Here is a 24,402-nt window from a genome sequence, read left to right as displayed (position 1 = left end):
CGCGGCATTAAACTTAAATCAGACAGTTGTACAGAACGGTCTAAAATGATCGGTTACGCAATAAAGTCGATATCGTGCTGCTCACAAAAATCCGACACCGGTGACCGGCGCAGCCAATACCAGCAGTGCATGCATTTCACACCGACGATGATATTACCCAAATAGGGGGTTAACAGGGCTATCAGCGTTTAGGGTGAGTCATCGATTTTCTCGTGGACTAGAACGTTGCTTTTATTATCGATAATGGAGACTACAGCAATCTGGAGAGATGTTTGGATAATGTCATGCCACTTGCATTCGCAACTGTCACGCCATAACCTGACCACTCATTAATATGAGGTTTACGCGTACTAGCATGTTCATTTTTGAGACAGAAAGATTAATCGTTAGAGAGTGGCTAGATAGCGATCGGCCAAATTTCTATGAAATGTCAGCGGACAAAGATGTAATGAGGTACTTTCCTAATACTCTGACAAAAAGCGAATGTGATGGAGTTGTAGTGAGATTGAAAGAGCTTCAAGCAAAGAATGGATACTGTTTTTGGTCTTGTGAACTTAAAGCAAGTAATGCTTTCATTGGTTTAGTTGGCTTAAATAAAATAGAAGATGGATTACCATTTTCGCCTTGTGTAGAAATTGGTTGGCGCCTTTCAAAAAAATATTGGGGGCATGGTTTCGCCACTGAGGCTGCGAAAGAATGCTTAAATTATGGATTTCAAACGTTAAACTTAAACAAAATTGTTTCCTTTGCTGTTAAAGATAACGTCAATTCAATTAAGGTTATGGAGCGGATTGGTATGGTTAACTCCATGAATAATTTTGAGCACCCCAAGGTGAGCATTGCGCATTTAAAAGAACATGTCCTTTATGAAGCCCATGTGTGAGATAACAAGTATAGCTTGCCAGATTCACTGGGTTCACCGCACAAACAAGGGTTATATTTCAAGAAAAATAAGGTCTCCCATGACCACAGTTACCGCTATGAGGCAGCTATCGAGCAAATCGGTTTGAGGAGTGATTTGACGGTTCAGATAATCTATCCAAACACTCGTATCCGCGAGTATCATTCATTATTCCTCATTTCATCGAGGTCACCATCCCACCTAATGTTTCCCCTCACCCCCCTGATTGAATGTTAAGTCGTCGTTGACAACGCGTTATGCCGCTTGTATTAATAACCGTCACGCCATAACCTGCTAATTTGTTATTCAAGTGATAGCTACTCGCGGATGAACTCATTGGCATCAAAGCGAGGCTGAAAAAAATCGCACCCCAAGCAGAGGGTAGGGAGTCTTAGACTATATGTTTTTATTTACAGTTAGAGGAACACATGGATATAAATAACATTATTACATTTATCGCTGTTGCCACACTGTTGGTAATATCTCTTGGCTCGAATGGCTTTCTTATCGCAAAAACGGTTCCTTTGTTACCGCTGTTAACTTCGGCAGGTGGAGATGAGTAACAGGCAACAAATCATCAATGAGGCATTGCTTCGGGTAGATGGCGTACTTCCTGGGAGTAAACATGATAAGCACCTCAAAATGTGTATTAGCCCATTTGTGTTTTATCGAGGTTCATCCCAACTTTTTTACCATGACATCCAGGCGGGCTTACTTGATTTACCTGAGAGCAGTTCTGTACCCCTCACGACGATTATGGGCGACTGTCATACTTCCAATTTTGGCTTCTTTACTGAAGAGGGGAGCTTTGGTGAGCAAATTGTTTTTTCTTTAAACGATTTTGACGATGCCTGTGTTGGTCATGCGATTTGGGATATTTCTCGTCTCATGGTGAGTTTAGTGTTAGCAGTTGAGCACTGCAGGGGCGTGGTCGATGGATATTATTTGGCTGAAAAGGACTACAGCGATAAAAAGGCAGTGGGCAACGAACAAATGTATGCGGCTCTCAATGCAATGCTCGATGCTTACATGCTAGTCTTAGAACAAGGTTTAAGTAAAAAGGCAATAGATCAGCACTTTCTCGATCTTGCATTTAATGATTTTGCGACACCGTCTGCTTTGTCTAAGCGCTATAAAAAAGCCAAAAAAATAGTATTAGGGGGTGAAGCTTTTTTGTCTAAAAGTGCATTGGCGAAAGCAGTGGATTTACAGACCTACCCACTTAAGTTTAAAGCTGATAGTGACAAATTTTTACCTTTGGTCGATGGTAAGTATTTAGCGACTAAGCAGGCAATTGCGCCTTATTTTTTCCATGAGATACTAGACATTGTTGCCAGACTTGGCTCTGGGACGGGGTCGGCAGGTTTAGAACGCTACTATGCCCTAGTTGGGCCTAGCGAACTCACTGAGATTGAACACTTGGCTCTTTGTCATGTGGTCGAAATAAAGCAACAACGAGAAGCCGCACCTATCTATTACTTCCCAAACTTACACCATCAAAACAAACTAAATCCTGCGCATCTCACAGTTAAGTGTCAACGCCGAATGCAGCGACGAACAGACTTTATATTGGACGAAGCATATTTTGACGACCGGCATTGGTTGCTGCGGTCTCGTCATCACGCAAAAGTAGGGATGGATCCTGAGCATATAGGTATTGGCAAGGTTAATGCTGAGCAGGGTGGGTTTGCATTTTATGCCAGTGCGTGTGGGCAAGAATTAGCGAGAGCGCACTGTAGAGGAGATCGGTTTTCTCTTGACTATGAACGTGCCCAATTAGCTTATTTGCAAAAGCAAAAAACGCGCTTAATTGATTTAGCCACAATGTATGCCAAGCAGGTTATGCAGGATTGGCGGTATTTGTGCGAGCGCGAAAAAACCTAGCAAAGGTACAGTTAATACTTGTGCTGCCTTTGGCCTATACTGCTTGGGAGTTTTAGCCTAGGGAAAGGAGCAGTATGAATGCGAGTGCCATATAGTCAATGGAAATGGGTGGTATTTGTCCTTATCACATTTTTGAGCCATAGAGTGGTGGCAGAGCCACATTTAGGATCAAATCTACCACAAGTACAATTAGCGAAAGTATTTAAAGGGCATGATGTATCTGAATATCTTGTCAGTGAGAAATATGATGGTGTGCGTGCAATTTGGAAAAATAAAAAACTGGTCACAAGAAACGGTCACCGGATTTATGCGCCTGCTTGGTTTACGGAGGGTTGGCCCGACACATGGTTTGACGGTGAGCTTTGGTTCGCACGTGGTAACTTCGAGTATGTGATGTCAACTGTCAGTAAGGACATACCTCTTGACAAAGAATGGCGTAATATCCGCTTTATGGTCTTCGACCAACCCAATAATCAGGATACCTTTGAACAACGCTATCGCAATTACAATACGCTTGTCGAAGAGACGCAGTCAAACTATTTATTGTCAGTAAAACAACTCAGTTTCACCAATAACCACAGCTTATTTGAGTACTTGCAAGAGCTTGTTGATGCAGGCGCTGAAGGCTTGATGCTGCACAAGAAAAATGCTCTGTTTGAAAGTGGTCGAACAGGGAATGTAATAAAACTGAAAACACATCAAGATAGCGAGGCGAAGGTACTTCGTCATATTGAAGGTCAGGGTAAGTACAAAGGTTTGCTCGGTGCTTTATATGTCGAATGGCTGGGATCTGATGGAAAAGCGGTAAGGTTTAAAATTGGTTCTGGATTTAGTGACTTGCAGCGAGCAAACCCGCCGACCATAGGCAGTCAAATTACCTTTAAGTATTATGGTTTAACTCGACGGGGTATCCCAAAATACGCGAGTTTTATCAGGGTGCGCAGTGAAGTAAATCAAGTGGACTAGCCGTGTAGATTCTGACCAGTCTGAATGCGGACTTATAAGGGTGGCGGAGGCGTTTGTGCTTGTCTCTAGTTTAGGGTAACTACAGTTTAGACTCGACACGCTGTAAGATCGTTTCTAAAAAAATATTTGTGCTCTCTTTTGCTGCTTGTGCATTGCCAGACTTGATGCTTTTGAAAATCAATTCATGGGTATTGACGAAATCGTGCTGATCTTCGTAAATGTAGTTTTGGTATCGCGTGCTGACGCGAAGCGCGGTGTTGATGAAATCCTTTAATTGGATAAAAAAACGGTTACCGCTGGCTTCTAAAATTGCACAATGAAAGGCTATCTCAGAATCTAGAGCGTCATCAAGGCCATCTTTGGCGTCAGACATGCGCCCCAATGCTTTTTCGATATTTTGCAAATGAGTGGGCGTGGCATTTTTAGCGGCAAGTTCGGCCGCCACGGGCTCCATGGCTAATCTAACTTGTAAAAACTCTTTGAGTAAAATGAGAGAAGGCTTACTTTTGAGTATCCATGAAAGAATATCCGTATCAAACATATTCCAGTTGTTTTCTGGCAGGACTCGAATACCTTGTTTGGGGCGAGATGAAATCAAGCCTTTTGCAGACAACATCTTCACCGCTTCTCGTGTTGAGCTGCGGCTCACTTCAAATTCTTCGCAAATTTCTGCCTCTGAAGGCATACCCTGACCCACTGGGTACTTACCATTAATAATAGCGAGGCCTAGAGTATGGGTGAGTTGTTGCGTAAGATTATGAGGGAGCTTCATAGTAATAACTGCTATTAATTAATACTTATAAGAAATTTCTTATATCGTAGCCATAATAAGTTACTTTTAGTTATTTGCATATAATTTTTTGCGCTTACTTGAATTTAGGTAAGCGCTTAACCTTTTTTCTTATACTTTAGTCAATTTAAACACCAAACCACTTTGCGGAACGACAATGGGCAACTGCATACCGAAGTGCATTAGTGCTTCGCCTGAAAAATGTTTACCTTCAATTGTGCTTAGTAATGACGGCGTATATTCTTTTAAATTTGTTGGCCAAACCAAATTAAATTCGTAGATCGCGCCTTCGTCTAGACCTTTAAAACGATATATTGGTGGTTGTGTGCGTCGGCTCTCCAAAATACTGTTATATGCAAACAAGGCTTGAGATTTATCTTGAGATACAATCCCAAAGTTAATGTTGTTGCCGTCTGTATCATAGCGGTACAAATCCCCAGTATGAATTAATTCACGGTGGGTTTTGTATAAGCCTGTACCTTCTCTGAGTGCTTGCTTCTCAGCGTCACTGAGTTCACGCGGATCCATTTCCATGCCCATATGGCAGAACATAGCAGTCGAAATACGCATATCAATTGGCATAATCCGCCCAGTAATATGACATTCTCTTGGTCCTACGTGAGAGCCTAGCAAATTGCTTGGGATGAAGAACGACGCCCCGCGCTGAATGCTGAGTCTATCCAGTGCGTCGTTAGAATCTGATGTCCACACTCTGTCGGTATGTTGCAGTACACCATAGTCAATCCGTGCACCACCTGAAGAACAGCTTTCGATCTCGACATGTGGATGGGCGGCTTTTACACGGTCAATCAAAGCGTATACAGCTAAGGTTTGCGCGTGGATACAGCTTTTGCCGTTTTGGTCGCCTGTATGGTTGATGTCGCGATTCATATCCCACTTTATGTATTCAATCTGCGGGTATTCGCGCAACACCGCATCCATTTGCGAAAACAAGTAGTCGCAAACCTCTTGTCGCGTCAGATCCAGTACAAGTTGATGACGGAATGCGATCTGAGGATTACCTTCGGTTGAAAGCACCCAATCAGGATGTTGCCTAAATAAATCGCTGTCTGGATTCACCATCTCTGGTTCAAACCAAATGCCAAATCCGAGTCCTAGACCAGTGACATGACTGATGATTTCGTGCAAACCTTCGGGGTATACTGCCTTGTCGACTATCCAGTCCCCCAAGCCTGCGCGGTCATGATTGCGCCCCTTAAACCAGCCGTCATCCAATACAAACCGTTCTGCGCCAACATCAGCCACAATATCGGCCAATTGCTTTAAGGTCTCTGTATCGTGGTCAAAATAGATCCCTTCCCACGTATTGTAATGCACAGGTCGGGGTTTATTGTGAAACTGAGGATTGAGCAATTCGGTGCGTACATAACGGTGAAATTGCTGCGATAAACCGTTAAAGCCTTCACTACTGTAGCTTACGAATAATTCGGGGCTATTGTAGCTTTCGTCTTTAGCGAGCGTAATTTCGCCGGCTCCGAGTAGTTCGCCCATTTGCGCATAGGTGCGTTGTTCAGGGAGTAGCTCAACTCGGGTGCGGTGATTGCCGCTCCAGGCTAGGTGGAAACCATAACATTCACCTTGGTCTTCATTAGTATTGGCGGCGTGCAGCACTACCCCTGGAAAGTTGTCGTGCGAGGTTTTGCCTTTGCGATTTTCTCGCGTGTAGGCACCCAAAAATAAGTCAATACTAGTTGTTTGAAACTCGTATGACCAACGCCCTTCAAATGACATGATTTTGGTAATGTGATCAGGAATGGCAATCGTCGGAGCCGCACAGTCGTTAACGGATATGTCTGTTTCTCCAAGATTGGTAACGGTAGTCGAAGCTTTCAATACATTAGAGCGATGAAATGCTAGTTGATGGCTAAGCTGGATATTTCTGGTTTTATCTACAGAAACAAATTTGACCTGTGAGTCATTTTCTTGAATGACTTCAACCAACTTAGCACCTACTGACCAAGCGATACCTTGATCACTTAGGCTAATTCCGGGGTGGCCTGTAAAGCCATTGCCAAGACAGGGGCTAAGTGACAGTGGCACTTCGTGAACTAAGGCGCATTTGGGTTCTTGACGCATGTGTAATGTCGCGAGCATAGCCTCACTAGTCGCTGAACTCAGCTTTTTACCGAAGTAGTGAATCACCGGTGTTTGCCGCCTACAATCAAAAATCAGGCTGACCTTTGGGCTATTAATATGAACGAAATTGGGTACTGATGTCATGCGTACATTCCGACTGTTGTGCTAATGTAAATGTTGTTAATACAGCTTGTTTTTTTCTGCTAATAGACAATAATAATGCAAATAAATTAATAAATCATATAAATATGTTAAATATTTAATGAGCTTGGATTACATATTCTCTGAATACGTATAAAAAGCAAGAACATAGGTTAAATATATTATGTTAGGTGTATGCTATTACCCTGAGCACTGGCCACAAGATATGTGGCAACAAGACGCGATTGAAATGCGAGCCTTGGGTCTGACTTATGTGAGGCTGGCTGAGTTTTCTTGGTCAAAGTTAGAACCACAAGAAGGAACTTACAATTTTGATTGGTTAGACAAGGCTATAGCAGTACTCGCTGAGCAAGATTTAAAAATCATTTTATGCACGCCAACGGCCACGCCACCGAAATGGTTAATCGACAAATTTCCCGATATTTTGCCGGTGGATATCAACACAGGCACGACGAGAGGGTTTGGCTCTCGTCGCCACTATGACTTTTCTAGTGAAAATTACTTTAGGGAGTCGATGCGTATTTCTGAAGTGATGGCTAAACGTTATGCCAGTCACCCTGCAGTAGTTGGCTGGCAAACAGACAATGAAATTGCCTGCCACGACACTACGCATAGCGGCAGTGACAACGCAAAACACGCTTTCCAAGCTTGGTTAGAGAAGCGCTACGGGACTATTGAAAGTTTAAACGAGGCTTGGGGAACCATATTTTGGTCGATGGAGTATCAAGACTTTTCGCAAATTGAGTTGCCAATTTTGGCTGTAACCGAAACACACCCCTCACATCAACTTGCCTATCGTCGTTTTAGCTCAGAACAAGTTGTTCGATACCACGATGCCATGATCGCCGTGCTGAAAAAACATTGTCCAGAGCATTTTGTTACGCATAATTTTATCCCGATGACAGATACGCAAGCCGATAATTTTGCCCTTGCTGAAAAACTCAATTTTGCTTGTTACGACAATTACCCCCTAGGAAGAACAGACTTGTTTTTTGCTGATCGAGATACCGACACATTTAAGCGGTACATGCGAACGGGGCACCCTGATTTTGCTAGTTGCTCTTTTGATCATGTTCGCGGGATCAGTAAGGATAACTTTTGGATTATGGAGCAACAACCAGGCCCGGTAAACTGGGCTCATCATAATCCGCGACCCTTGCCAGGCATGGTCAGGTTGTGGTCTTGGGAGGCGGTGGCTCACGGTGCCGAGACGATTTGCTACTTTCGATGGCGGCAAGCTGCGTTTGCACAAGAACAAATGCATGCCGGCATTAAACGAGTGGATAACTCTAAGTCTGTTGCGTGGCAAGAAATTGAGCAATTTAGGGATGAATTAGCAGAAACCGAGTTTGATTTAACAGCCAGCGTCAACAGTTCTGTCGCCATGATTATGAGTACCAGTAATCAATGGGTAACAGAGATAGAACGTCAGGGTGACAGTTTTGATCACCAACTGGTTGAGTTTGAGTATTACAGCGCCTTGAGACAACTTGGTATTGATGTTGACTTTGTATCACCCAATGCTGATTTATCGTCTTACAAGCTGGTCGTTGTGCCCTGTATGCCTATTGTTGATAAGGTGCTCATCAGTGCATTGGAAGCAAGTCCTGCACATATCGTATTTGGCCCAAGAAGCGGTGCAAAGACCGAAGAGCTAACGCTTGCACCTGAATTAGGACCAGGCAATATTCAGCGTTTAATCCCCATAAAGGTAGAGAGCACGGAGACCTTACGCGCTGATTGCACCATGCCCATTTTATATAAAGGCGCAAGCTATTCTGCGGGGCGTTGGAATGAAGAGTTAGCAATCGGTGAAGGGGTGAAAACTATTGCGCGCTTCAGCAATCAGCAAGCTGCTGTCGTGCAAAATGACAAAATCACCTACCTTGCTACTTTAAGTGATGTAGAATTTTTGCGTGTACTATTGAACGACCTCGCGGTTGCTTGCGGAGTAAAAACCTATCTTCTGCCCGAAGATATTAGGTTGTCACAACGCGGTCAGTTTGGTTTGCTATTTAACTACTCGGCACAGGCTAAACGGGTGGATTTAGGCGCGAGCGAGCAGCTAGAATTTGTCTTGGGTAGTGAAGAGGTTGCGCCTTATAGTTTGTCTATTTACAAGCGCGTGTGAGAGCAAAACGCTCTTGCACCCTCAATCTGTAGACCCTAACAGACAATAGTATCTTTGCCGTTGTTCTTTGCTTTGTAGAGCAGGGTATCGGCGTGTTCAAAGGCCGCATCAAAGGTCGCGTGCTCTTTGAGCATTGCCGCCCCCCCACTCGCAGTAATTCCGCTTATGGGTAGTTCAGGATAGGGGGGTGCTTTTATCGCTGTGCTTAGTTTTTGGCAAAATTTACTGAGGTTGGATTGGCTATCACACCGGAGTAAAATAACAAATTCCTCACCTCCCCATCTTGCTACGACGTCGTCATTTCTGATGGTGTCCTTGATCACATTTACGGTGGCGCAGATAACACCGTCACCACAAACATGACCATAGGTGTCATTGACCTGTTTAAAGTTGTCTATATCAATAATCACGATAGCAAAATCATCTAACTGTTGTTTGTTATTTAGTTCAACTAGCACTCGTTCAAGGCCTTGCCTGTTGTAGGCACCAGATAAATTGTCCTTGTGCGCGAGCTCTTTGAACAACTTATTTTCTCTGTTGAGTTTAGAAATTTGTACAGACTTGGTATTTACATTTAGTCTTAGGTTGATGTAGTGAAATAGCATCTCTGATATCAGCGCTAAGCCCAATAACACGCTAATTAATAGATAAAGTGTTTCTTTGCTCAAGTATTTCCCCGTCATACTAATAGAGTGTAGTGAAAATGCATGCTCGCCTTTTGGAAAAGGGAAAGGTACATCAATGCCAATGGCGAGTGCGTCGCTAATGTCTGGTTTGGTGTCGATTGGTTTGACATCAAATTGTTCAATCCACCAGTCTGCAACGCGAAGATCAGCGCTTGAAATACTTACCGGCGAATAAAATTTGTGTGTCTCAATATTTACAAAGTTGAATTTAGCCCCTTCAAGCTTCTGAATTACCTGACTATCCTGCTCGCTGCTTTCCGGTTTTTTATCATGCTGAAAACTGTTTCTGATAAAAAAACGAATATAGTTCGAATCACCTGAGTAATCTAAGTTGATGCTAATATCATCGAAGTTTGAGAGATCCACACTGTCGAGTGTGTCTTTGGGTGACAGTAATATGGTGAGCGAGCAAAAGGGGTAGGGGGTATCTCCGTTTACTCTGCATAACCAGGCATTTTCTTGCTGATCGATCCACTCGAATTCGGTATCACCGCCTTCTCTAGCGTCGGTATTTGCATAAACTCGCGAGGGTGAGATGGTTTCTATGTTTAGCTGCTTTTTGGGTAAGTAATCATAACAAGCAACTAATAGGATACTCATGCCTATTGCGACCAGTTTAGATTTTTTTAGATGTACATGAGCGTGTTGAGAGTCCATCCATTACTCAATTTAAGTCAGTGTTTATTATAAAATTAATACGATATTACACGACGAATTGTTTATTGTTAACATAAATTTAACGATTGATAGCATGTATTGAAACAAGAATACAGGTGGGATGAATAGAAAACCCACCTGAATGCTCAACTGCGACCTCTAGGCCGCAGCAGTGCCTTTCAATTGCTCTAAAGTAAATTGAGGAAGCTCTTTGTACAGTAACCAATTTAACAAAAGTGCCAGCCCAATCGAACTGAATAAAGTGATAAACATTTGATGGATAAAATGCAAGTTTAATAGACTGGCTAATATCCCGCTCTCTATATCGATAAGACCATAGCCTTTAAAACTCAAGAAACTATAAAACACTACGCCGTAAACAACCGAAAAAATACCCGCTGTTGCATGTACATTGCGGAATACTAGACCCAATATAAATACGGATAATATTGGCATGCTGAGTAAACCGTAAAGTTGTTGAATCAGGTTAATGATGCTGTCGGCTTGTGCGTAAACTTGTACTAGCAAGAGCGAAATCACCGTTATTAAAATGGTGACAAAGCCACTTAACATCGGTACGTTTGGCTTATCATTGACATAGGCTTCGTGTATGTCACACACATACAGTGCAGTTGCAGAGTTTAAGTTACTATTGAAGGTCGTTAATACTGCAGCTGCCATGGCTGCCGCAAAAATACCGCTTAGCCAACTTGGTAACAAATCACCCACCAAGGTGCCGTAGGCAGAATCGCCGATGTCACCGTAGAGTTTAAAAGCAACAATACCTGGAATAACAATAATAGAGGGCACAATCATAAAGCGAATAGCCGCGGCCGCGAACACACCCTTTTGCGCTTCTTTAATATTGGGTGCCGCCATAGCTCGCTGAGTGATGACTTGATTGGTGCCCCAATAGAACATTTGAATAAAAATCATGCCGGTGAATAAAGTATGCCAAGGAATAGGCGAGTCATTGTCACCGATTAGGGTTAAACGTTCGGCTGGAATGCCTTCAAAATTAAAGTCGATAGCAACAAGCGCTAATATGACAACCAACACCGCCATAACCAATAAAAGTACTCCTGAGTACGTATCGGATACCGCGACCGCACGCAAGCCGCCAAATATTGCATAGACTGCGCCTACAATGGCAAAAGCAATTGCGATATACATTAAAGGTGCTTGTACATTAAACATATTCTGCATAAACAGTGCGCCAGAATATATCACCGCTGGGCAGAAAATAAGTGCGCTACCCAAGAAAAACAACAGGCTAATGATCGCGCGGATGTGCTTGTTGTGATAACGCTTTTCAAGAAGCTCTGTCGTGGTTGTGCAGTTATAGCGATAGTAAACAGGCAAAAATACTTTTGCCAAGATGATGAGGCCAATCACGGCAGCAAATTCCCATAGCGCGAGAAGTGCCATTTGATTGCCATTCATGCCGACTAGTTGGTCTGTACTCAAATTCGTTAAGGTAATTGACCCTGCGACAAAATACCACGCTAGGCCACCGCCCGCGAGAAAGTATTCTTTGTTCTGGTTGGACTTTCTATCGCTCTTTCCTCGGCAATGCATATAAGTAGCAAAGCCAATTAATGCCGTTACAAATAAAAATACGGCCACTTGTATCGTTTGGCTACTCATAAATTAACTCGCTGTGGTGTCTTTACTTACTTCGATTTTCACTGTCTTGATTTTGTTGTGCGAAGTAAGTTGGTTGTGTTTAGTGATCAATACATTAACTTGGAACAAAGAAATCAGCATAGCGTACATGGGGGCTAAATATCCTTTTTTCCGAAGCTCATCTAGGGCTTGATTGTCTATACTTTGGATCTTGTCCTCGTCTACGGTGATTAAACCTTTGATAACAGCAACTTCACCACTTTGATAGTGAACTTGTAAATCAACAGCTTTAAGTAGGTCTAGCTTATTCAAAGCTTCTGTAAACTCGTAAGTTTGACGCATATGCCCTAGTTCGGCCTCGAGTAGCTGCGTTTTTTCACTCAACAGTGGGCTTGCTTTACCCTCTGATGTGAACAGCGGTAATCCAGTCTCATTGCTAAGGTCGCTACTGCTCTCATCAAAGCCAATAGTGCATTGCTTTTCGTTTTCAGGAGATTGCATTAAAAATAGCGGATACGTCCGAAAACTTGTGGGTTGAAATACACTTTGCCAAGTCTTGTCTTGTACAAATAGATTTTCTTTTACTGTAAAACTCATCATTGCTGAGAGTACAATTTGACCTGCAGTGCTACTGCGTGTCATGAATACGGGGAAGCATGTGGCAGCATTTGCCACCTCGTGTGCTTGTAAATTGCACACGTGTTGCGAAGCAGCATGTTTTATCATTGCATCTTCGCTCAGTTTTAAATCTTGATGATCCTTGCTTTTCAGCTCTGTGAGTTTAGCCATAATGATTAAATCTAATTCCTACTGTTGATTGGCAGCTAACCACTGCTCAATATAGTTGCGATGGGAAGGCAGTTGTTGCAACATTTGAGTGGTAATTTTTTGGTTGCGCTGAATGATGATGTCTGCCTGTTGTTGTTCGTTGTATAGATGCTGTTGTTTGTTAAAGTCAGGTTTAAAGCCCATCCCATATAAGACATATTGGTAACTGGCGGCCGGAAACAACTCAATAGCACTCTCGAAGTCCGCTTGAGTGGGGCCTCGATAACCCCAGACTTGCATGTCTTCTTTTAAGCTATCTGGAATAGTATCGGGGTTGGTATGCGCCTGCCAGTAGGGCTCTGGGCGTTTGGTTAACATATAGTGAAGCTTTAGGAAATCGATGATCCTGCCCCACTTGTACTGCAATTGCTGATTGAAGCGCTTGGCAATTGTGGGCATGACTGCAGCGTTTGGCGGCAAGTTCTCTGCTACGAAGCGCGAAGAAATCTCTATCAACATAATAGCCGTTGCTTCGAGTGGTTCAACAAAACCCGCAGCCATACCAATCGCCACGCAGTTGTTTTTCCAGAAAATCTCTCGATGGCCCGATTGATAAGTGATTTTACGAACACTTTTATCGCTTCCTGCACCTTTTAAGTACTTTCTTAAATTAGCTTCTGCTTCGTCATCACTTAAAAACTGACTCGAATAAACATGGCCTACACCACGGCGATGAGATAGCCCGATATCCCAAATCCAGCCTGCATTTTGCGCGGTAGCTATCGTATGTGAAGCAATGGGGCTGTCGGGAGAGTCGTAAGGGACTTGAATAGCCAAGGCGGAATCGTTAAACAGGTACTTGTCAGCATGCTTGAAGGGTACACCTAAAGTTTCGCCGAGTAGCAATGATTTAAAGCCTGTGCAATCTATAAATAAATCGGCTTCAATTGAGCTATTGTCATCCAAAGAAACTGATGCAATATTGCCAAACTCATCTTGCACTACTTTTGATACGGTGCCAATTTTGTGTTGAACACCTAGCTCACTTTTGCTGTGGTTTTTGAGTAACTCTGCAAACGCCCCCGCGTCTAGATGATAGGCGTAATTGCATTGTCCTGAGTATTCGGATTCTGCGATGGTTCTTGGTGCCAAACCAGCTTCGCACACGTGATGTTGAAAGTTCGCGTCAAGTGCATAATTTTCGATATTGTCCAAGTAAGGTGCGAGATCTATTCGGCCGTAACCAAGTGGCACAGTAAAAGGGTGATAGTAAAAGTCACCTTTTCCTTTTACCCACTCGACAAATTTGCCGCCTTGCTTAAAGACTGCACTACACTTAGAAAAAAAGTCTGCCTCTTTAATACCAATCTCTTTAAGGGTGTTTTTCATGGTTGGCCAAGTGCCTTCACCTACCCCTATTGTTGGTATGTCGGAAGATTCAACAAGCGTTACACTGAGTGATTTATCTACTGTGGTGGCAGTTTTGTGATGAGCGGCTATAACAGCGGCGGCTAACCAGCCCGCGGTACCTCCACCTACAATTGCAATACTACGTATAGGACGATTCATCTTGTTGCTCTTAACTACTTATGGGAAACCAACGATAAAATGCAATTGGCTGATTGTAAATGCACTTTATGCTTGGTTATGACTTAATTAGACCGAGGATTGTTCGAAATAATTTACAAAAATAACAAATTGTTTACCAAAAACAAGGGCGGTGTCGCCACCACCCTTATTATCACTGGTTTACTTTAAAATTTAGCTCGTACACCAACAGAATAGCGTGAGCCGTTGTCTTCGATTGAATAGACTTGGTCGGCAAAGCGACCTGTTTGACGTAACTCTTCTTCGGTAATGTTGATGCCTTCGAAGAATACCGTAACAGTCTCATTGATATCGTAACTGGCACTCACATCCCATTGACCAAAGGTGTCGGTATTGATCGGTTCACCGTTAAAGCCGTTGTCTATTTGACGCAAGAAGCTTTCGCGGTTGTTGAATGCTACACGAGCTTGCCAGTTGTCGGCTTCGTAAAACACGATTAGGTTTTGAGAATCACCTAAGCCTTCTAGTGCAAAGCTTTCAGTTGAGTCTTCACCCAATTCAACATCGCTGTCTACCACTGTTGCGTTTGCGGTTACACCAAAGCCATTTTCGAATACGTGAGTCCATGCAATTTCATAACCCGTTACTCGTGCGGCTTGACCGTTACGTGGACGAGTAATTGTGTAGGCCTCTTCTAAACCGACAAGCTCCTCGGCCAAACTGCTTGGGTCAACGTTACACGCATCCGAATTGCTTGGATTACAGCGACTACCTGGCTGCCCTTCACGATCAGATAGCGTATAGAGCTCTGTTCCTGACAAGGTAGTGATAAAATCATCTACTTCTTTGTTAAATACAGCGAAAGTAAATAGACTTGTGTCCCCATAATACCACTCGTAAGAAATATCCCAGTTTTCTGAGCGGAACGGTCTTAGGTTTGGATTACCGCCTTGTCCTGTCAAGTTTTGGCGACGTGGTTCATTAAAAGTGGTCGATGGCGTTAGCTCAGATACTGTAGGTCTGGTCAGTGAATCGTATACTGCAAACCTAAGTACCATATCATCAGTTAGCTCAAATTTAACATTCACATTTGGAAGCAAACTTGAATAACTGCCAGATTCGACAATCTCTTGTTCTGGCGCAAATACGTTTTGGAACAAGGTTAAATCAGACGTGGGAATAACATCAGATAAGAATGCTTGCACGGCGTTGCCGTCTACATCGGTTTCTGAATAGCGTGCACCAATATTTAAACTAACCGGCATATCACCGATGTCGTAGCCAAAGGTGAAGTCTACATATAAACTCGTGATTTCTTCTTCAATAGTATATCGGTTACCCTGAAGCGTAGGCTGAATTGGGTTGCCAGAGCTGGCTAAGAAATCAACGTAGGCATCACCGTCATAGGTGTAGAAGGTATCAATTAAGCCAGAGAAGAAATTATTGGCGGTAAACGGTCTAAAGTTGATCGTACTGTTTGGTGCAGGCGTTTCGTACCCACAGAATGCACATTGGCTGCCAAATATTTGGAAAGAACTCTTTTCTCTTTCTTGGTGATAAATACCAAAGTTAGCTTTTTGGAACACTTCGGTTTCGGCTAGGTAGGTAAAATCAGCCTTGTACTCTGTAATTTCATCTTCAAAACTAGGACGATTACCTTTTTCATTGTAATGCAGTCTAGACAGACTAGCGTCAGGTAAATTTCCGTTGCCAAAGCCATCGTGTCTGACAGTTGGCGTGCCACCCGTGCCATCGTATTCATAATTATTGATGATACCAACAACGTTAAATCTATCTCTGCCTGCACGATCATTTTCTGCGCTGGAAGTATTGATATCAAACTTGGCAGATAATGCGTCGCTAATTTCCCAATCAACATTTATACCAAATCCGTCATTGCTAACGTCATTTGAGTTTCTAGTGTGAGATACAAAATCAGTTGCTGGATTTCCTGAGCCCCCGGCAGGGAAGTTACCAATTTCCTGCGTAAACTGAATGAGTGTGCGCGTTTCTGGATTTAAGGTACCTGAACCTACGCGATCAGGTTCGAACCAAGAAGCTAAATCCGTAACAAGTGAATCTACTTCAAACTTGGAGACAAAGCCGTCAAGTGTGATTGTGATATCTTCGTTTGGTGCAAATTGTAGTACTAGGTTTGCATTTGTGCGGGTACGCTCTTGGTTATCTACGATTTGATCCCAGTTGCGCGGAATGAATGCATTTTCAAATAATACGCCACTAGCATTTTGGATAGTTTGTCCTGGACGCCAACCTGCAGTTTCGATTCGGTTAATCTGAACATCACGTTCTTGATGACTGAGGGCAAATAGAACACCAATTGTGCCGTCTGCAAATGTGTTACTTACAAGTCCAGAGAAAGAGGGAGAGGTTTCTTCCGATAAACTCTCATAAACCCCTTTAACTGAAGCTAAGGCAGTAAAACCTTCGTAGTCAAAAGGGCGAGCAGTAAGTAAGTTGATTGTGCCGCCGATGCCACCTTCTTGAAGACCAGCCGTTGTCGTTTTGTATACATCCGCACCCACAATTTGATCTGCTGACAGTGAATCAAACGCAAATTCTCGGCCTTGTGTTTCTGAGGCTACTTGGCGCCCATTAACTAACACAGTGTTAAATTGTGGACCAAAACCACGAATGGTCACTGCTTGACCTTCACCACCGCTTCTATCTATCGACACACCAGTGATACGTTGGAGTGACTCTGCAACGTTTAAGTCGGGAAACTTACCTAAGTCTTCTGCCTTAATACCGTCAGATACCACGTTAGCGTCTTTCTTATCTGCCAAAGACGCCTTGATACTGTTACGTATACCGCTGACCTGAATGATCTCAACGTTGTCGTTTGCACCAGCTTCTTGTGCAGTTACCATCGCCGAATTGAAAAGCGCTCCGGTAACCGCTAATGCAATAGCGCTGCGTTTAGCAAAGCAAGCCGTTGTGTTTTTGTTCATTTATATTACCCCTGTGTAAATATTGAACAGACTGATGTGACCACCAAAATCTGTGTGCCGCAAAAACATTAAAAAAACATATTTAACCTATTTATAATATAATTACCTTAAATTGGTTTAAATTCAATAAAAAAAACATAGTTTATGTAATTAACTTTATCAAGAATACGCAGAATTCTTACAAAAAGTTTACATATAGGGCTTTTGAATGACCTATATGCAAAGGGGATAAAGGGCGAGAGTTTTCGAGTAAAAATACAAATTTTATTCTGTTATACTGCGGGCAAGTGCTAAGTTTTTTATCATATAAATAATATTTTATAAGGGTCATTTATATGTCGTCTAATCCTGCCGCTTTTCGTCGGCGTAACCCATTAACGGGTGAGTGGGTGCTAGTGTCACCACACCGAAACAACAGACCTTGGTCTGGTGCTACTGAAGAATCTTCAACAACTGCGCTGCCAGCCTACGAGAGCAATTGCCCTTTATGTCCGGGCAATGCGCGGGCGAATGACACTGTTAATCCAAATTACGACGGCACTTTCGTATTTAAGAATGATTTTGCGGCCTTAACGTCTCACGAAATAGAGCCAGTCGAGGCCTCGCCCTTGTTTCAAGAGCAAGCTGCGGTGGGCGAAGCGCGGGTCATTTGTTTTTCTCCTGAGCACAATAAAACACTCCCTCAGTTGCCGGTGAGTCAGTTATTGGCAGTGGTTGAAACGTGGAAACGTGAGTATCTTGAGCTTGCTAAGCAATACAATTGCGTACAAATCTTTGAGAATAAGGGTGAAATAATGGGTTGTTCGCAACCTCACCCACATGGGCAAATATGGGCACATCAACATTTGGCTACGGAAGTAGAAAAAGAAGAGTTGAGTCAAAAAGCTTATTTTGAAGAGCATAACACCAGCTTGTTGGCAGACTATGCGGCAGCAGAGAGTAAAGATCCCAGTCGCGTAGTTTGCGAAAATGACTCATGGCTAGCCGTAGTGCCGTTTTGGGCGAAATGGCCATTTGAAACCCTGTTGTTAAGCAAAGATGGCGTGGCTGATTTCACAGAGTTAAATGACACACAAAGCCTTGATCTTGCGACTATTATTAAGGAGTTGACGACACGTTACGACAATGTATTCAACACCAGTTTCCCCTATTCAATGGGCTGGCACAATGCGCCTAGTAATTTAGAAGACAAAAGTCACTGGGTATTACACGCGCATTTTTATCCGCCATTGTTGCGCTCTGCAACCATCAAAAAACATATGGTTGGATACGAGATGTTGGGTGAGAGCCAACGCGATTTGACCCCAGAATTGGCAGCGAAGATACTTCGCGAAGTTAGTAGCACACATTATTTGGAAAGCAAGTAGTCATGTCTTTAGATACACTTAAGCAACACTTTGAAGAAAAGTTTTCTCACACACCCGATATTTACGTAAGTTCTCCGGGTCGTGTCAACCTTATTGGTGAGCACACCGACTATAACAACGGGTTTGTTTTGCCCTGTGCACTACAGTACAAAACGCATATTTTGGCAACCAAGCGCGATGACTCGCTGGTTAAAGCCTATTCTTTACAGTATTTAGATCAGCCTGAAGAGTTTGATTTAAATGCAGAAATTGCACATGGTCAGTGGGCATGGGGCGATTACTTACGGGGCGTGGCAAAAGAACTGTTATCACAGGGTCACCAGCTTTCTGGATTAAATATTTTTATTGATTCACAAGTGCCTCAAGGTAGCGGTTTGTCTAGCTCTGCTGCACTTGAAGTGGCTGCTGGTGGGCTGTTCAATCATGTTGATTCACTGGGTTTAAGTACGCAACAAATTGCCCGTACGGGTCAGCTAGCAGAAAACAACTTTATCGACTGTCAATGCGGTATTATGGATCAGTTGATTTCTGCAGAAGCGCAAGAACAAGCCGCCTTGTTAATTGATTGCCGTGATTTATCGACACGAACAGTCAGTATTCCAGATAACCTGACCTTGCTTGTGATCAACTCTAACTACCCTCGTAAACTAGCCGAGAGCGAATACAACGAACGTAGAACAGCGTGTGAACTTGCCGCTTCAACAATGGGTACGCCTTCATTGCGAGAGGCTAACATGGATATGCTCGAAAAAGTACGCGAAGAATTGGGTGATGTTGTTTATCGCCGTGCCAAGCACATTATTACTGAAAACCAGCGTGTGCTTGACGCAGAGCAAGCCTTGTCCTCTGCTGATTTGCCTAAACTATATGAAATTATGAAAGAAGCACACTTGGCTTTAAAACATGATTTTGAAATTACTGTCCCAGCAACTGATGGACTCGTCGATATTTGTATGGAAGCGCTTGAAGGGAATGGTGCATGTCGACAAACCGGTGGCGGTTTTGGTGGTGCAGTGATTTGTTTGTGCGACAAAGCAGATGTCGATAAGGTTATTACCGCCGTTGAAGCAAAATATGAAGCACAATTTAATCTAAAAGCAGATATTCTAATATGTGAGCCAGGTGCCGGGTTGCAGGCAACGGCGCTTTAAAGTATGGCCTTGCGCTGGGGAATAATTGGGTGTGGGCATATCGCCAAGACCTTTATTGCCAGTGCTAAACAAGTATCTGGAGCAGTGTTGCAAGGCTGCGCTGCTTCAGACTATTCACGAGCAGTCAATTTTGCAAATGAGTACGGTGTCACGCAGGCGTTCAAATCTTACGAGCAGCTATACAATAGTGATGACATAGACGTCGTTTACATCGCGACAACGCATAATTTCCATTTTTCTCAAGCAAAAGCATGCCTATTAGCAGGCAAACATGTTTTATGTGAAAAGCCCCTAACACTTAATAGCCATCAAGCGACCATACTTTTTAGTATTGCCGAGCAACACAAGCTCATGTTGATGGAAGCTGTTTGGACAAGATTCTTACCCGCAATATCAGCACTTAAAGCACGTTTGGCAGACAATGCTATTGGCAATATTAAGCATCTAAGTGCGAGTTTTAGCCTCAATCGTGCATTGCCCGATGATCATAGGTTGCTTAACAAAACGCTAGCAGGTGGAGCTTTATTAGATCTTGGTATCTATCCGATTACCTTTGCCGATCTTGTTTTTGATGAAGCTCCGGTTAAGGTGACTGGTAGTGCGTTGATGGCGAGTACGGGTGTTGATGAGGTGTCTAGCTATTTGCTCGAATATAGCGATGGCCGCAGCGCGACCTTGTCTGCAAGTTTTCGGATGGATGCACCGGTATATGGGCATATATATGGTGATCGAGGCCGTATTGTTGTTCCGTTTTTTTTGGGCGCACAAGGCTTTGAAATTTGGGTAGGAGACGAGTTAATAGAAAATTACTCTGCGCCTTTCGAGGCCACACAAAATTTCATGTTTGAAATTAGCCATTTCCAACAATGTATTGAAAATCAAGAGTTTGCTAGTCCTGTGCTCCCTGCAAATACCTCAATTAGAGTGCTTTCAATCATGGATGAGTTGCGTGCACAGTGGGGGTTATCGTATGCGGGTGAGTCATCAGCAGGTTAAAAAACCGAATCGCTAAAAACAAAAGAATCAGTCAATAAGCAAGAAGGGGTTTCTCCACCCAGCAAAATATATTTTTCATGGATGAAAAATTTAAGCGTACATGGATGTACTTGCAGCGGTTTTGCTGGGTGGAGAAACCCCTTCTTGCTTATTGACTGCTTCTTTTGCGGAAGATTCTCTGAGGCTTTGGTGCGCTTAAGTTGATTTTTTTCCAGCTAACCCTAGCCAGTCTTCTAAATCTTGTTCCGGTTTTTCTTTGCGGAATTTTGCATATAAGTCGATGCCAAATTTATCTTCTAATATATCTACTTGGATGCCTTTTTCGCGCAGTAAGGCTTCGTTGCCACTAGCATTGGTGACATCACCCACGATTACACGACCAAAGCCCCGCATATATAACAAACTTGTGCAGATATCACAGGGACTCAAGCTGGTGAATAAACTGGTTTGACTAAAATCTATCCGGCCAGCGTCACGTATAGCTGAGGTTTCGCCGTGATTGTACGGGTGATTTTCTTGTACCAGGGTATTGTGTCCTTTGCCAACGATTTCGTTCGTTTGGGTGTTAATGATCACCGCTCCAATCGGGCATCCCCCCTCTTTATAGCTTTTTTCTGCAAGCAGTACGGCTATGCGCATGAAGTGCTCGTCTGTGAGCTTTTTTGAAAACGCATAGTCCACAAGTACATGCAAACTAGTTGTTGGCATATGCGCGATTGCGCGAAGTGTGGCTTCGGTGACCTGTGTACTAGCATTAAAGAGCGTATCCATCATTTGCTCTCCGAGAGTGAGCGTAGATACTTGAATAGCTCCCGAGCCGCTGCAGGCGGTTTGTTTTGTGAATTTTCTTTGTTAGCTGTACGCACTAAGTGACGCAGTTTTTGTCGGTCACCTTCTGGATATTCATTCAGGAAGGCTTGAATTTCTGTATCGCCTTCTTGAATAAGTTTGTCCCGCCAAACTTCTAGTTGATGAAACTTATTTACATCCTCTTGATGAGCACTACGCAATTTATTTAACGCGAGCTCAATAGGGGCGACATCGGCCTTTCTGAGCAGTTTGCCGATGTATTGTATTTGCCGCCTAAAGCCTTCTTTTTTGCGATTTATTTTTGCTGCCAGAGTTAAGGCTTCAGTTAATTCGTCATCTAGGGGAATTTTTGCGAATTGACCGGGAGTTAAGTCTAGCAGGGCTAAGCCTAATTTTTTTAAGTCCTCAGCTTCTTTTTTTAACTGGGTTTTACTGACGTATTCGATATCGTCGTCTGTCGGCTCTTCAAAATGATTCATATAGCGTCTTTTCTGTTACTTAATGCTAAACTACGCCGAATTGTAACTATCCAACAGAGATTTGCACAGCGAAACTTACATTATGCAAATAGAGAAAGACCTGACAGAAATACAAAACATTGTAGACGACACACTCTCTTACGCGAAAAAACTTGGGGCAACGGGGGCGGAAGCCAGCATGTCTAAAGTGCAGGGCATAGCGGTTAGCTCACGTATGAAAGAAGTCGAGAACATGGAGTTTACGAGTGACGGTGGATTGGGAATCTGTGTTTTTGTTGGGCAGAAAAAAGGTTCAGCATCTACGGCCGATTTAAGTGCAAGCGCAATAAAGATGACTGTAGAAAAAGCGATAGAGATAGCAAAATATACCTCGGATGACGATTGTGCTGGATTAGCCGATGAAGCACTTATTGCCCGAGATATTCCCAATCTTGATTTGTATCACCCCCAGATATTAGATACGGAGCTCGCGCTAAAATATGCCATCGAGGCTGAAGAGGCAGGCTTAAACGCTAGCAAGTTGATAAACAACTCTGACGGTGCATCATACAATGCTAACTTAGGCATTAGGGTGTATGGCAACACGCACGGTATCAATGCGGGCTATCCGAGTAGTCGCTACAGCTTGAGTTGTGTGTTGATTGGGCAGGATGGCAACGACATGCAACGCGACTATGCTTATACGGTCTCTAGAGAAGCAGATAAACTAAGGAGCCCTACAGAAGTCGGTATTGAAGCGGCTGAAACAACGGTTTCTCGTTTGAACGCGCAAAAGATAAGTACAACGAAAGTCCCTGTTATTTTCCATCGAGACATTGCTTCTGGCCTTTTTGGGCATTTCATCAGCGCAATCAGTGGGGGCAGTCTATACAGGAAATCGAGTTTTTTGCTTGATGCCAAAGACAGTCAAGTCTTTCCCGATTGGTTTCAACTAGATGAACGACCGCATACGCTGAGAGGTTTAGCTAGCTCGCCTTTTGATAATGAAGGCGTAGTCACTAAAGATATGAGTATTGTTAGTGATGGCATACTCAAAGAATATTTACTGACGAGTTATACCGCTCGCAAACTCAACATGGTCAGCAACGGCCATGCTGGAGGGATCCACAATTGTATTGTCAGTGACACAGGCCACTCCGATGCTCAGTTGTTACAAGAGATGGGGACTGGTCTATTAGTCACCGAACTCATGGGGCAGGGAGTCAGTATTGTTAATGGTGATTACAGCAGAGGAGCCGCAGGGTTTTGGGTCGAGAATGGCGTGATCCAGTACCCAGTTCATGAAATTACCATTGCAGGTAATTTAAAGGATATGTACGCAAATATTGCCGCTATTGGCAGTCAGCGTGAATTGCGCAGTTCATTACAAACCGGTTCGGTACTAGTAAGCGAAATGCAAATCGCGGGAAGTTAGGCTAAGTAACCTGAACTCGGGATAAGCAACTCCGTCCAGCAGCGCCCTAAATCCCGATCTCTGCGTTGCTCAAGCTTAAAATAACTCGTTATTCCTTCACTTGAGCGCCTTGATATCGAGCTTTAGGCCACTACTGGATAGTGGATTAAACGAAAGAACAATAAATTCAAGAGTTTGCAGAATTGCTTATCCAGAGTTCAGGTTAAGTAAAAGCGAGGGTAGCAGGGGAGCGAGCTCACAAAATAATAAAGACGCTGTGAACCCATCCATGGGCGCTCCACAAAGGCATCCATGCCTTTGAGGCTTTATTATTTTGTGGGCTCCGCTCCCCTGCTACCCTCGCTTAAAGACTGACTTTATTTCATAAAAAAAGCGCTTACTAAGCGCTTTTCTCTTTTATTATTAGCTAATGGCTAATCAACTGCGCCACAAAAACGGTAGCCTTCACCGTGGATGGTAACAATTAACTCTTCATCATTTGGCTCAGATTCGAAATGTTTGCGAATACGGCGTATGGTGACGTCTACTGTTCGGTCGTTGGGACGAAGCTCGCGACCTGTCATCTCCATAATAAGTTGTTCACGAGTGAGGATTTTGCCTGGATTGCTTAAGAATAGGTGTAAAGCCCTAAATTCACTGCGAGGTAACCTAAATTCGTTACCTGTTGGAGAAATTAAGCTTCGACTATCGCCGTCTAGCGTCCAACCATTAAACTTAACCTTACTTGGTAAATCATCGTCTTCGCTTGCATTGCTAGTACGTGAAAGCAAGTTTCTGGCACGTATGGTTAACTCTCTCGGATTAAAGGGTTTGGTAAGGTAATCATCAGCCCCAATTTCCAAACCTAAAATTCTGTCAACATCGTTGTCTCTACCCGTTAAGAAAATAAGCCCGACATTTTTTCTGTTTCGCACTTCTCTGGCTAAAATTAGGCCGTTTTTGCCGGGTAAATTGATATCCATTATGACGAGGTCGATGGCGTTTGCTTCAAAGCAGTGGT

General features: G+C 43.3%; 20 protein-coding genes. 9 read left to right on the top strand and 11 right to left on the bottom strand.

The annotated features are described in order from the left end of the window. The first annotated feature begins 355 nt into the window (after positions 1-355). Complete coding sequence (locus tag ACFOHL_RS06935; protein ID WP_376919487.1) at positions 356-883, top strand: GNAT family N-acetyltransferase; 528 nt, start codon at positions 356-358, stop codon at positions 881-883. A 51-nt stretch (positions 884-934) separates the two neighbouring features. Here the strand turns inward: ACFOHL_RS06935 and ACFOHL_RS06930 are convergent, their stop codons facing one another. Next, positions 935-1,066, bottom strand: coding sequence for a hypothetical protein (locus ACFOHL_RS06930; RefSeq protein WP_376919486.1), 132 nt, complete (start codon positions 1,064-1,066; stop codon positions 935-937). Positions 1,067-1,329: 263 nt separating this feature from the next. On the opposite strand from ACFOHL_RS06930, the gene ACFOHL_RS06925 reads away from it, so the two are divergent. The 3 genes from ACFOHL_RS06925 to ACFOHL_RS06915 all read left to right on the top strand — a co-directional run bounded on the left by ACFOHL_RS06925 (position 1,330) and on the right by ACFOHL_RS06915 (position 3,751). Further along, complete coding sequence (locus ACFOHL_RS06925; protein WP_376919485.1) at positions 1,330-1,464, top strand: hypothetical protein; 135 nt, start codon at positions 1,330-1,332, stop codon at positions 1,462-1,464. Further along, positions 1,457-2,785 carry a DUF2252 family protein gene (locus tag ACFOHL_RS06920; RefSeq protein WP_376919484.1) on the top strand — a complete coding sequence of 443 codons (1,329 nt, stop codon included), beginning with the start codon at positions 1,457-1,459 and terminating at the stop codon, positions 2,783-2,785. Before ACFOHL_RS06925 ends, ACFOHL_RS06920 begins: the two co-directional genes overlap by 8 nt. 78 nt (positions 2,786-2,863) lie before the next feature. After that, positions 2,864-3,751, top strand: coding sequence for a DNA ligase (locus ACFOHL_RS06915; protein WP_376919483.1), 888 nt, complete (start codon positions 2,864-2,866; stop codon positions 3,749-3,751). Positions 3,752-3,830: 79 nt separating this feature from the next. On the opposite strand, the gene ACFOHL_RS06910 is transcribed toward ACFOHL_RS06915, so the two are convergent. Both ACFOHL_RS06910 and ACFOHL_RS06905 read right to left on the bottom strand, forming a co-directional pair. Beyond that, a complete protein-coding gene (locus ACFOHL_RS06910) occupies positions 3,831-4,523 on the bottom strand; it encodes a FadR/GntR family transcriptional regulator (RefSeq protein WP_376919482.1) in 693 nt (230 codons plus the stop codon). Positions 4,524-4,652: 129 nt separating this feature from the next. After that, positions 4,653-6,782, bottom strand: coding sequence for an alpha-galactosidase (locus ACFOHL_RS06905; protein ID WP_376919481.1), 2,130 nt, complete (start codon positions 6,780-6,782; stop codon positions 4,653-4,655). 181 nt (positions 6,783-6,963) lie between these two features. Here ACFOHL_RS06905 and ACFOHL_RS06900 point away from each other — a divergent pair, with 181 nt between their 5' ends. After that, positions 6,964-8,931, top strand: coding sequence for a beta-galactosidase (locus ACFOHL_RS06900; protein WP_376919480.1), 1,968 nt, complete (start codon positions 6,964-6,966; stop codon positions 8,929-8,931). A 35-nt stretch (positions 8,932-8,966) separates the two neighbouring features. Here ACFOHL_RS06900 and ACFOHL_RS06895 read toward each other — a convergent pair whose 3' ends face one another. The 5 genes from ACFOHL_RS06895 to ACFOHL_RS06875 all read right to left on the bottom strand — a co-directional run bounded on the left by ACFOHL_RS06895 (position 8,967) and on the right by ACFOHL_RS06875 (position 17,185). Next, complete coding sequence (locus tag ACFOHL_RS06895) at positions 8,967-10,217, bottom strand: GGDEF domain-containing protein (protein WP_376919479.1); 1,251 nt, start codon at positions 10,215-10,217, stop codon at positions 8,967-8,969. Between the two features lie 216 nt (positions 10,218-10,433). Further along, positions 10,434-11,921: an SLC5 family protein gene (locus ACFOHL_RS06890; protein ID WP_376919478.1), complete on the bottom strand. Its 1,488-nt coding sequence runs from the start codon at positions 11,919-11,921 to the stop codon at positions 10,434-10,436. A gap of 3 nt (positions 11,922-11,924) precedes the next feature. Then, positions 11,925-12,689: a SapC family protein gene (locus ACFOHL_RS06885; RefSeq protein WP_376919477.1), complete on the bottom strand. Its 765-nt coding sequence runs from the start codon at positions 12,687-12,689 to the stop codon at positions 11,925-11,927. An 18-nt stretch (positions 12,690-12,707) separates the two neighbouring features. Further along, positions 12,708-14,237: a tryptophan halogenase family protein gene (locus tag ACFOHL_RS06880; RefSeq protein WP_376919476.1), complete on the bottom strand. Its 1,530-nt coding sequence runs from the start codon at positions 14,235-14,237 to the stop codon at positions 12,708-12,710. Positions 14,238-14,422: 185 nt separating this feature from the next. After that, positions 14,423-17,185: a TonB-dependent receptor gene (locus ACFOHL_RS06875; RefSeq protein ID WP_376919475.1), complete on the bottom strand. Its 2,763-nt coding sequence runs from the start codon at positions 17,183-17,185 to the stop codon at positions 14,423-14,425. Positions 17,186-17,520: 335 nt separating this feature from the next. On the opposite strand from ACFOHL_RS06875, the gene ACFOHL_RS06870 reads away from it, so the two are divergent. Genes ACFOHL_RS06870 through ACFOHL_RS06860 form a run of 3 tightly spaced genes read left to right on the top strand, consistent with a single transcriptional unit; the run spans position 17,521 to position 20,699 of the window. Further along, a complete protein-coding gene (locus ACFOHL_RS06870) occupies positions 17,521-18,552 on the top strand; it encodes a UDP-glucose--hexose-1-phosphate uridylyltransferase (protein ID WP_376919474.1) in 1,032 nt (343 codons plus the stop codon). Positions 18,553-18,554: 2 nt separating this feature from the next. Continuing rightward, positions 18,555-19,703 (top strand): galactokinase, encoded by a 1,149-nt coding sequence (gene galK, locus ACFOHL_RS06865; protein ID WP_376919473.1) that lies wholly within the window; start codon positions 18,555-18,557, stop codon positions 19,701-19,703. Positions 19,704-19,706: 3 nt separating this feature from the next. Next, on the top strand, positions 19,707-20,699 hold the full coding sequence (locus ACFOHL_RS06860) for a Gfo/Idh/MocA family protein (RefSeq protein WP_376919472.1): 993 nt from the start codon (positions 19,707-19,709) through the stop codon (positions 20,697-20,699). Positions 20,700-20,894: 195 nt separating this feature from the next. Here ACFOHL_RS06860 and ACFOHL_RS06855 read toward each other — a convergent pair whose 3' ends face one another. Both ACFOHL_RS06855 and yjgA read right to left on the bottom strand, forming a co-directional pair. Then, positions 20,895-21,470: a nucleoside deaminase gene (locus tag ACFOHL_RS06855; protein ID WP_376919489.1), complete on the bottom strand. Its 576-nt coding sequence runs from the start codon at positions 21,468-21,470 to the stop codon at positions 20,895-20,897. Then, positions 21,470-21,988, bottom strand: coding sequence for a ribosome biogenesis factor YjgA (gene yjgA, locus ACFOHL_RS06850; protein ID WP_376919471.1), 519 nt, complete (start codon positions 21,986-21,988; stop codon positions 21,470-21,472). Before yjgA ends, ACFOHL_RS06855 begins: the two co-directional genes overlap by 1 nt. 82 nt (positions 21,989-22,070) lie before the next feature. On the opposite strand from yjgA, the gene pmbA reads away from it, so the two are divergent. Further along, positions 22,071-23,402, top strand: coding sequence for a metalloprotease PmbA (pmbA, locus tag ACFOHL_RS06845; protein WP_376919470.1), 1,332 nt, complete (start codon positions 22,071-22,073; stop codon positions 23,400-23,402). Between the two features lie 413 nt (positions 23,403-23,815). On the opposite strand, the gene arcA is transcribed toward pmbA, so the two are convergent. Further along, on the bottom strand, positions 23,816-24,402 hold a 587-nt coding region (gene arcA / locus ACFOHL_RS06840), incomplete at its 5' end, for a two-component system response regulator ArcA (protein WP_376919469.1).

This window comes from Agaribacter flavus, assembly GCF_042646125.1.
Lineage (GTDB): Bacteria > Pseudomonadota > Gammaproteobacteria > Enterobacterales > Alteromonadaceae > Glaciecola > Glaciecola flavus.
This window is presented reverse-complemented; position numbering and strand designations above follow the sequence as displayed.

Excerpts from the sequence above, each read along its gene's own strand:
- ACFOHL_RS06935 (WP_376919487.1), top strand. The coding sequence starts at position 356 with ATGTTCATTTTTGAGACAGAAAGATTAATCGTTAGAGAGTGGCTAGAT.
- ACFOHL_RS06930 (WP_376919486.1), bottom strand. The coding sequence starts at position 1,066 with ATGATACTCGCGGATACGAGTGTTTGGATAGATTATCTGAACCGTCAA.
- ACFOHL_RS06925 (WP_376919485.1), top strand. The coding sequence starts at position 1,330 with ATGGATATAAATAACATTATTACATTTATCGCTGTTGCCACACTGTTG.
- ACFOHL_RS06920 (WP_376919484.1), top strand. The coding sequence starts at position 1,457 with ATGAGTAACAGGCAACAAATCATCAATGAGGCATTGCTTCGGGTAGAT.
- ACFOHL_RS06915 (WP_376919483.1), top strand. The coding sequence starts at position 2,864 with ATGCGAGTGCCATATAGTCAATGGAAATGGGTGGTATTTGTCCTTATC.
- ACFOHL_RS06910 (WP_376919482.1), bottom strand. The coding sequence starts at position 4,523 with ATGAAGCTCCCTCATAATCTTACGCAACAACTCACCCATACTCTAGGC.
- ACFOHL_RS06905 (WP_376919481.1), bottom strand. The coding sequence starts at position 6,782 with ATGACATCAGTACCCAATTTCGTTCATATTAATAGCCCAAAGGTCAGC.
- ACFOHL_RS06900 (WP_376919480.1), top strand. The coding sequence starts at position 6,964 with ATGTTAGGTGTATGCTATTACCCTGAGCACTGGCCACAAGATATGTGG.
- ACFOHL_RS06895 (WP_376919479.1), bottom strand. The coding sequence starts at position 10,217 with ATGAGTATCCTATTAGTTGCTTGTTATGATTACTTACCCAAAAAGCAG.
- ACFOHL_RS06890 (WP_376919478.1), bottom strand. The coding sequence starts at position 11,921 with ATGAGTAGCCAAACGATACAAGTGGCCGTATTTTTATTTGTAACGGCA.
- ACFOHL_RS06885 (WP_376919477.1), bottom strand. The coding sequence starts at position 12,689 with ATGGCTAAACTCACAGAGCTGAAAAGCAAGGATCATCAAGATTTAAAA.
- ACFOHL_RS06880 (WP_376919476.1), bottom strand. The coding sequence starts at position 14,237 with ATGAATCGTCCTATACGTAGTATTGCAATTGTAGGTGGAGGTACCGCG.
- ACFOHL_RS06875 (WP_376919475.1), bottom strand. The coding sequence starts at position 17,185 with ATGAACAAAAACACAACGGCTTGCTTTGCTAAACGCAGCGCTATTGCA.
- ACFOHL_RS06870 (WP_376919474.1), top strand. The coding sequence starts at position 17,521 with ATGTCGTCTAATCCTGCCGCTTTTCGTCGGCGTAACCCATTAACGGGT.
- galK (WP_376919473.1), top strand. The coding sequence starts at position 18,555 with ATGTCTTTAGATACACTTAAGCAACACTTTGAAGAAAAGTTTTCTCAC.
- ACFOHL_RS06860 (WP_376919472.1), top strand. The coding sequence starts at position 19,707 with ATGGCCTTGCGCTGGGGAATAATTGGGTGTGGGCATATCGCCAAGACC.
- ACFOHL_RS06855 (WP_376919489.1), bottom strand. The coding sequence starts at position 21,470 with ATGGATACGCTCTTTAATGCTAGTACACAGGTCACCGAAGCCACACTT.
- yjgA (WP_376919471.1), bottom strand. The coding sequence starts at position 21,988 with ATGAATCATTTTGAAGAGCCGACAGACGACGATATCGAATACGTCAGT.
- pmbA (WP_376919470.1), top strand. The coding sequence starts at position 22,071 with ATGCAAATAGAGAAAGACCTGACAGAAATACAAAACATTGTAGACGAC.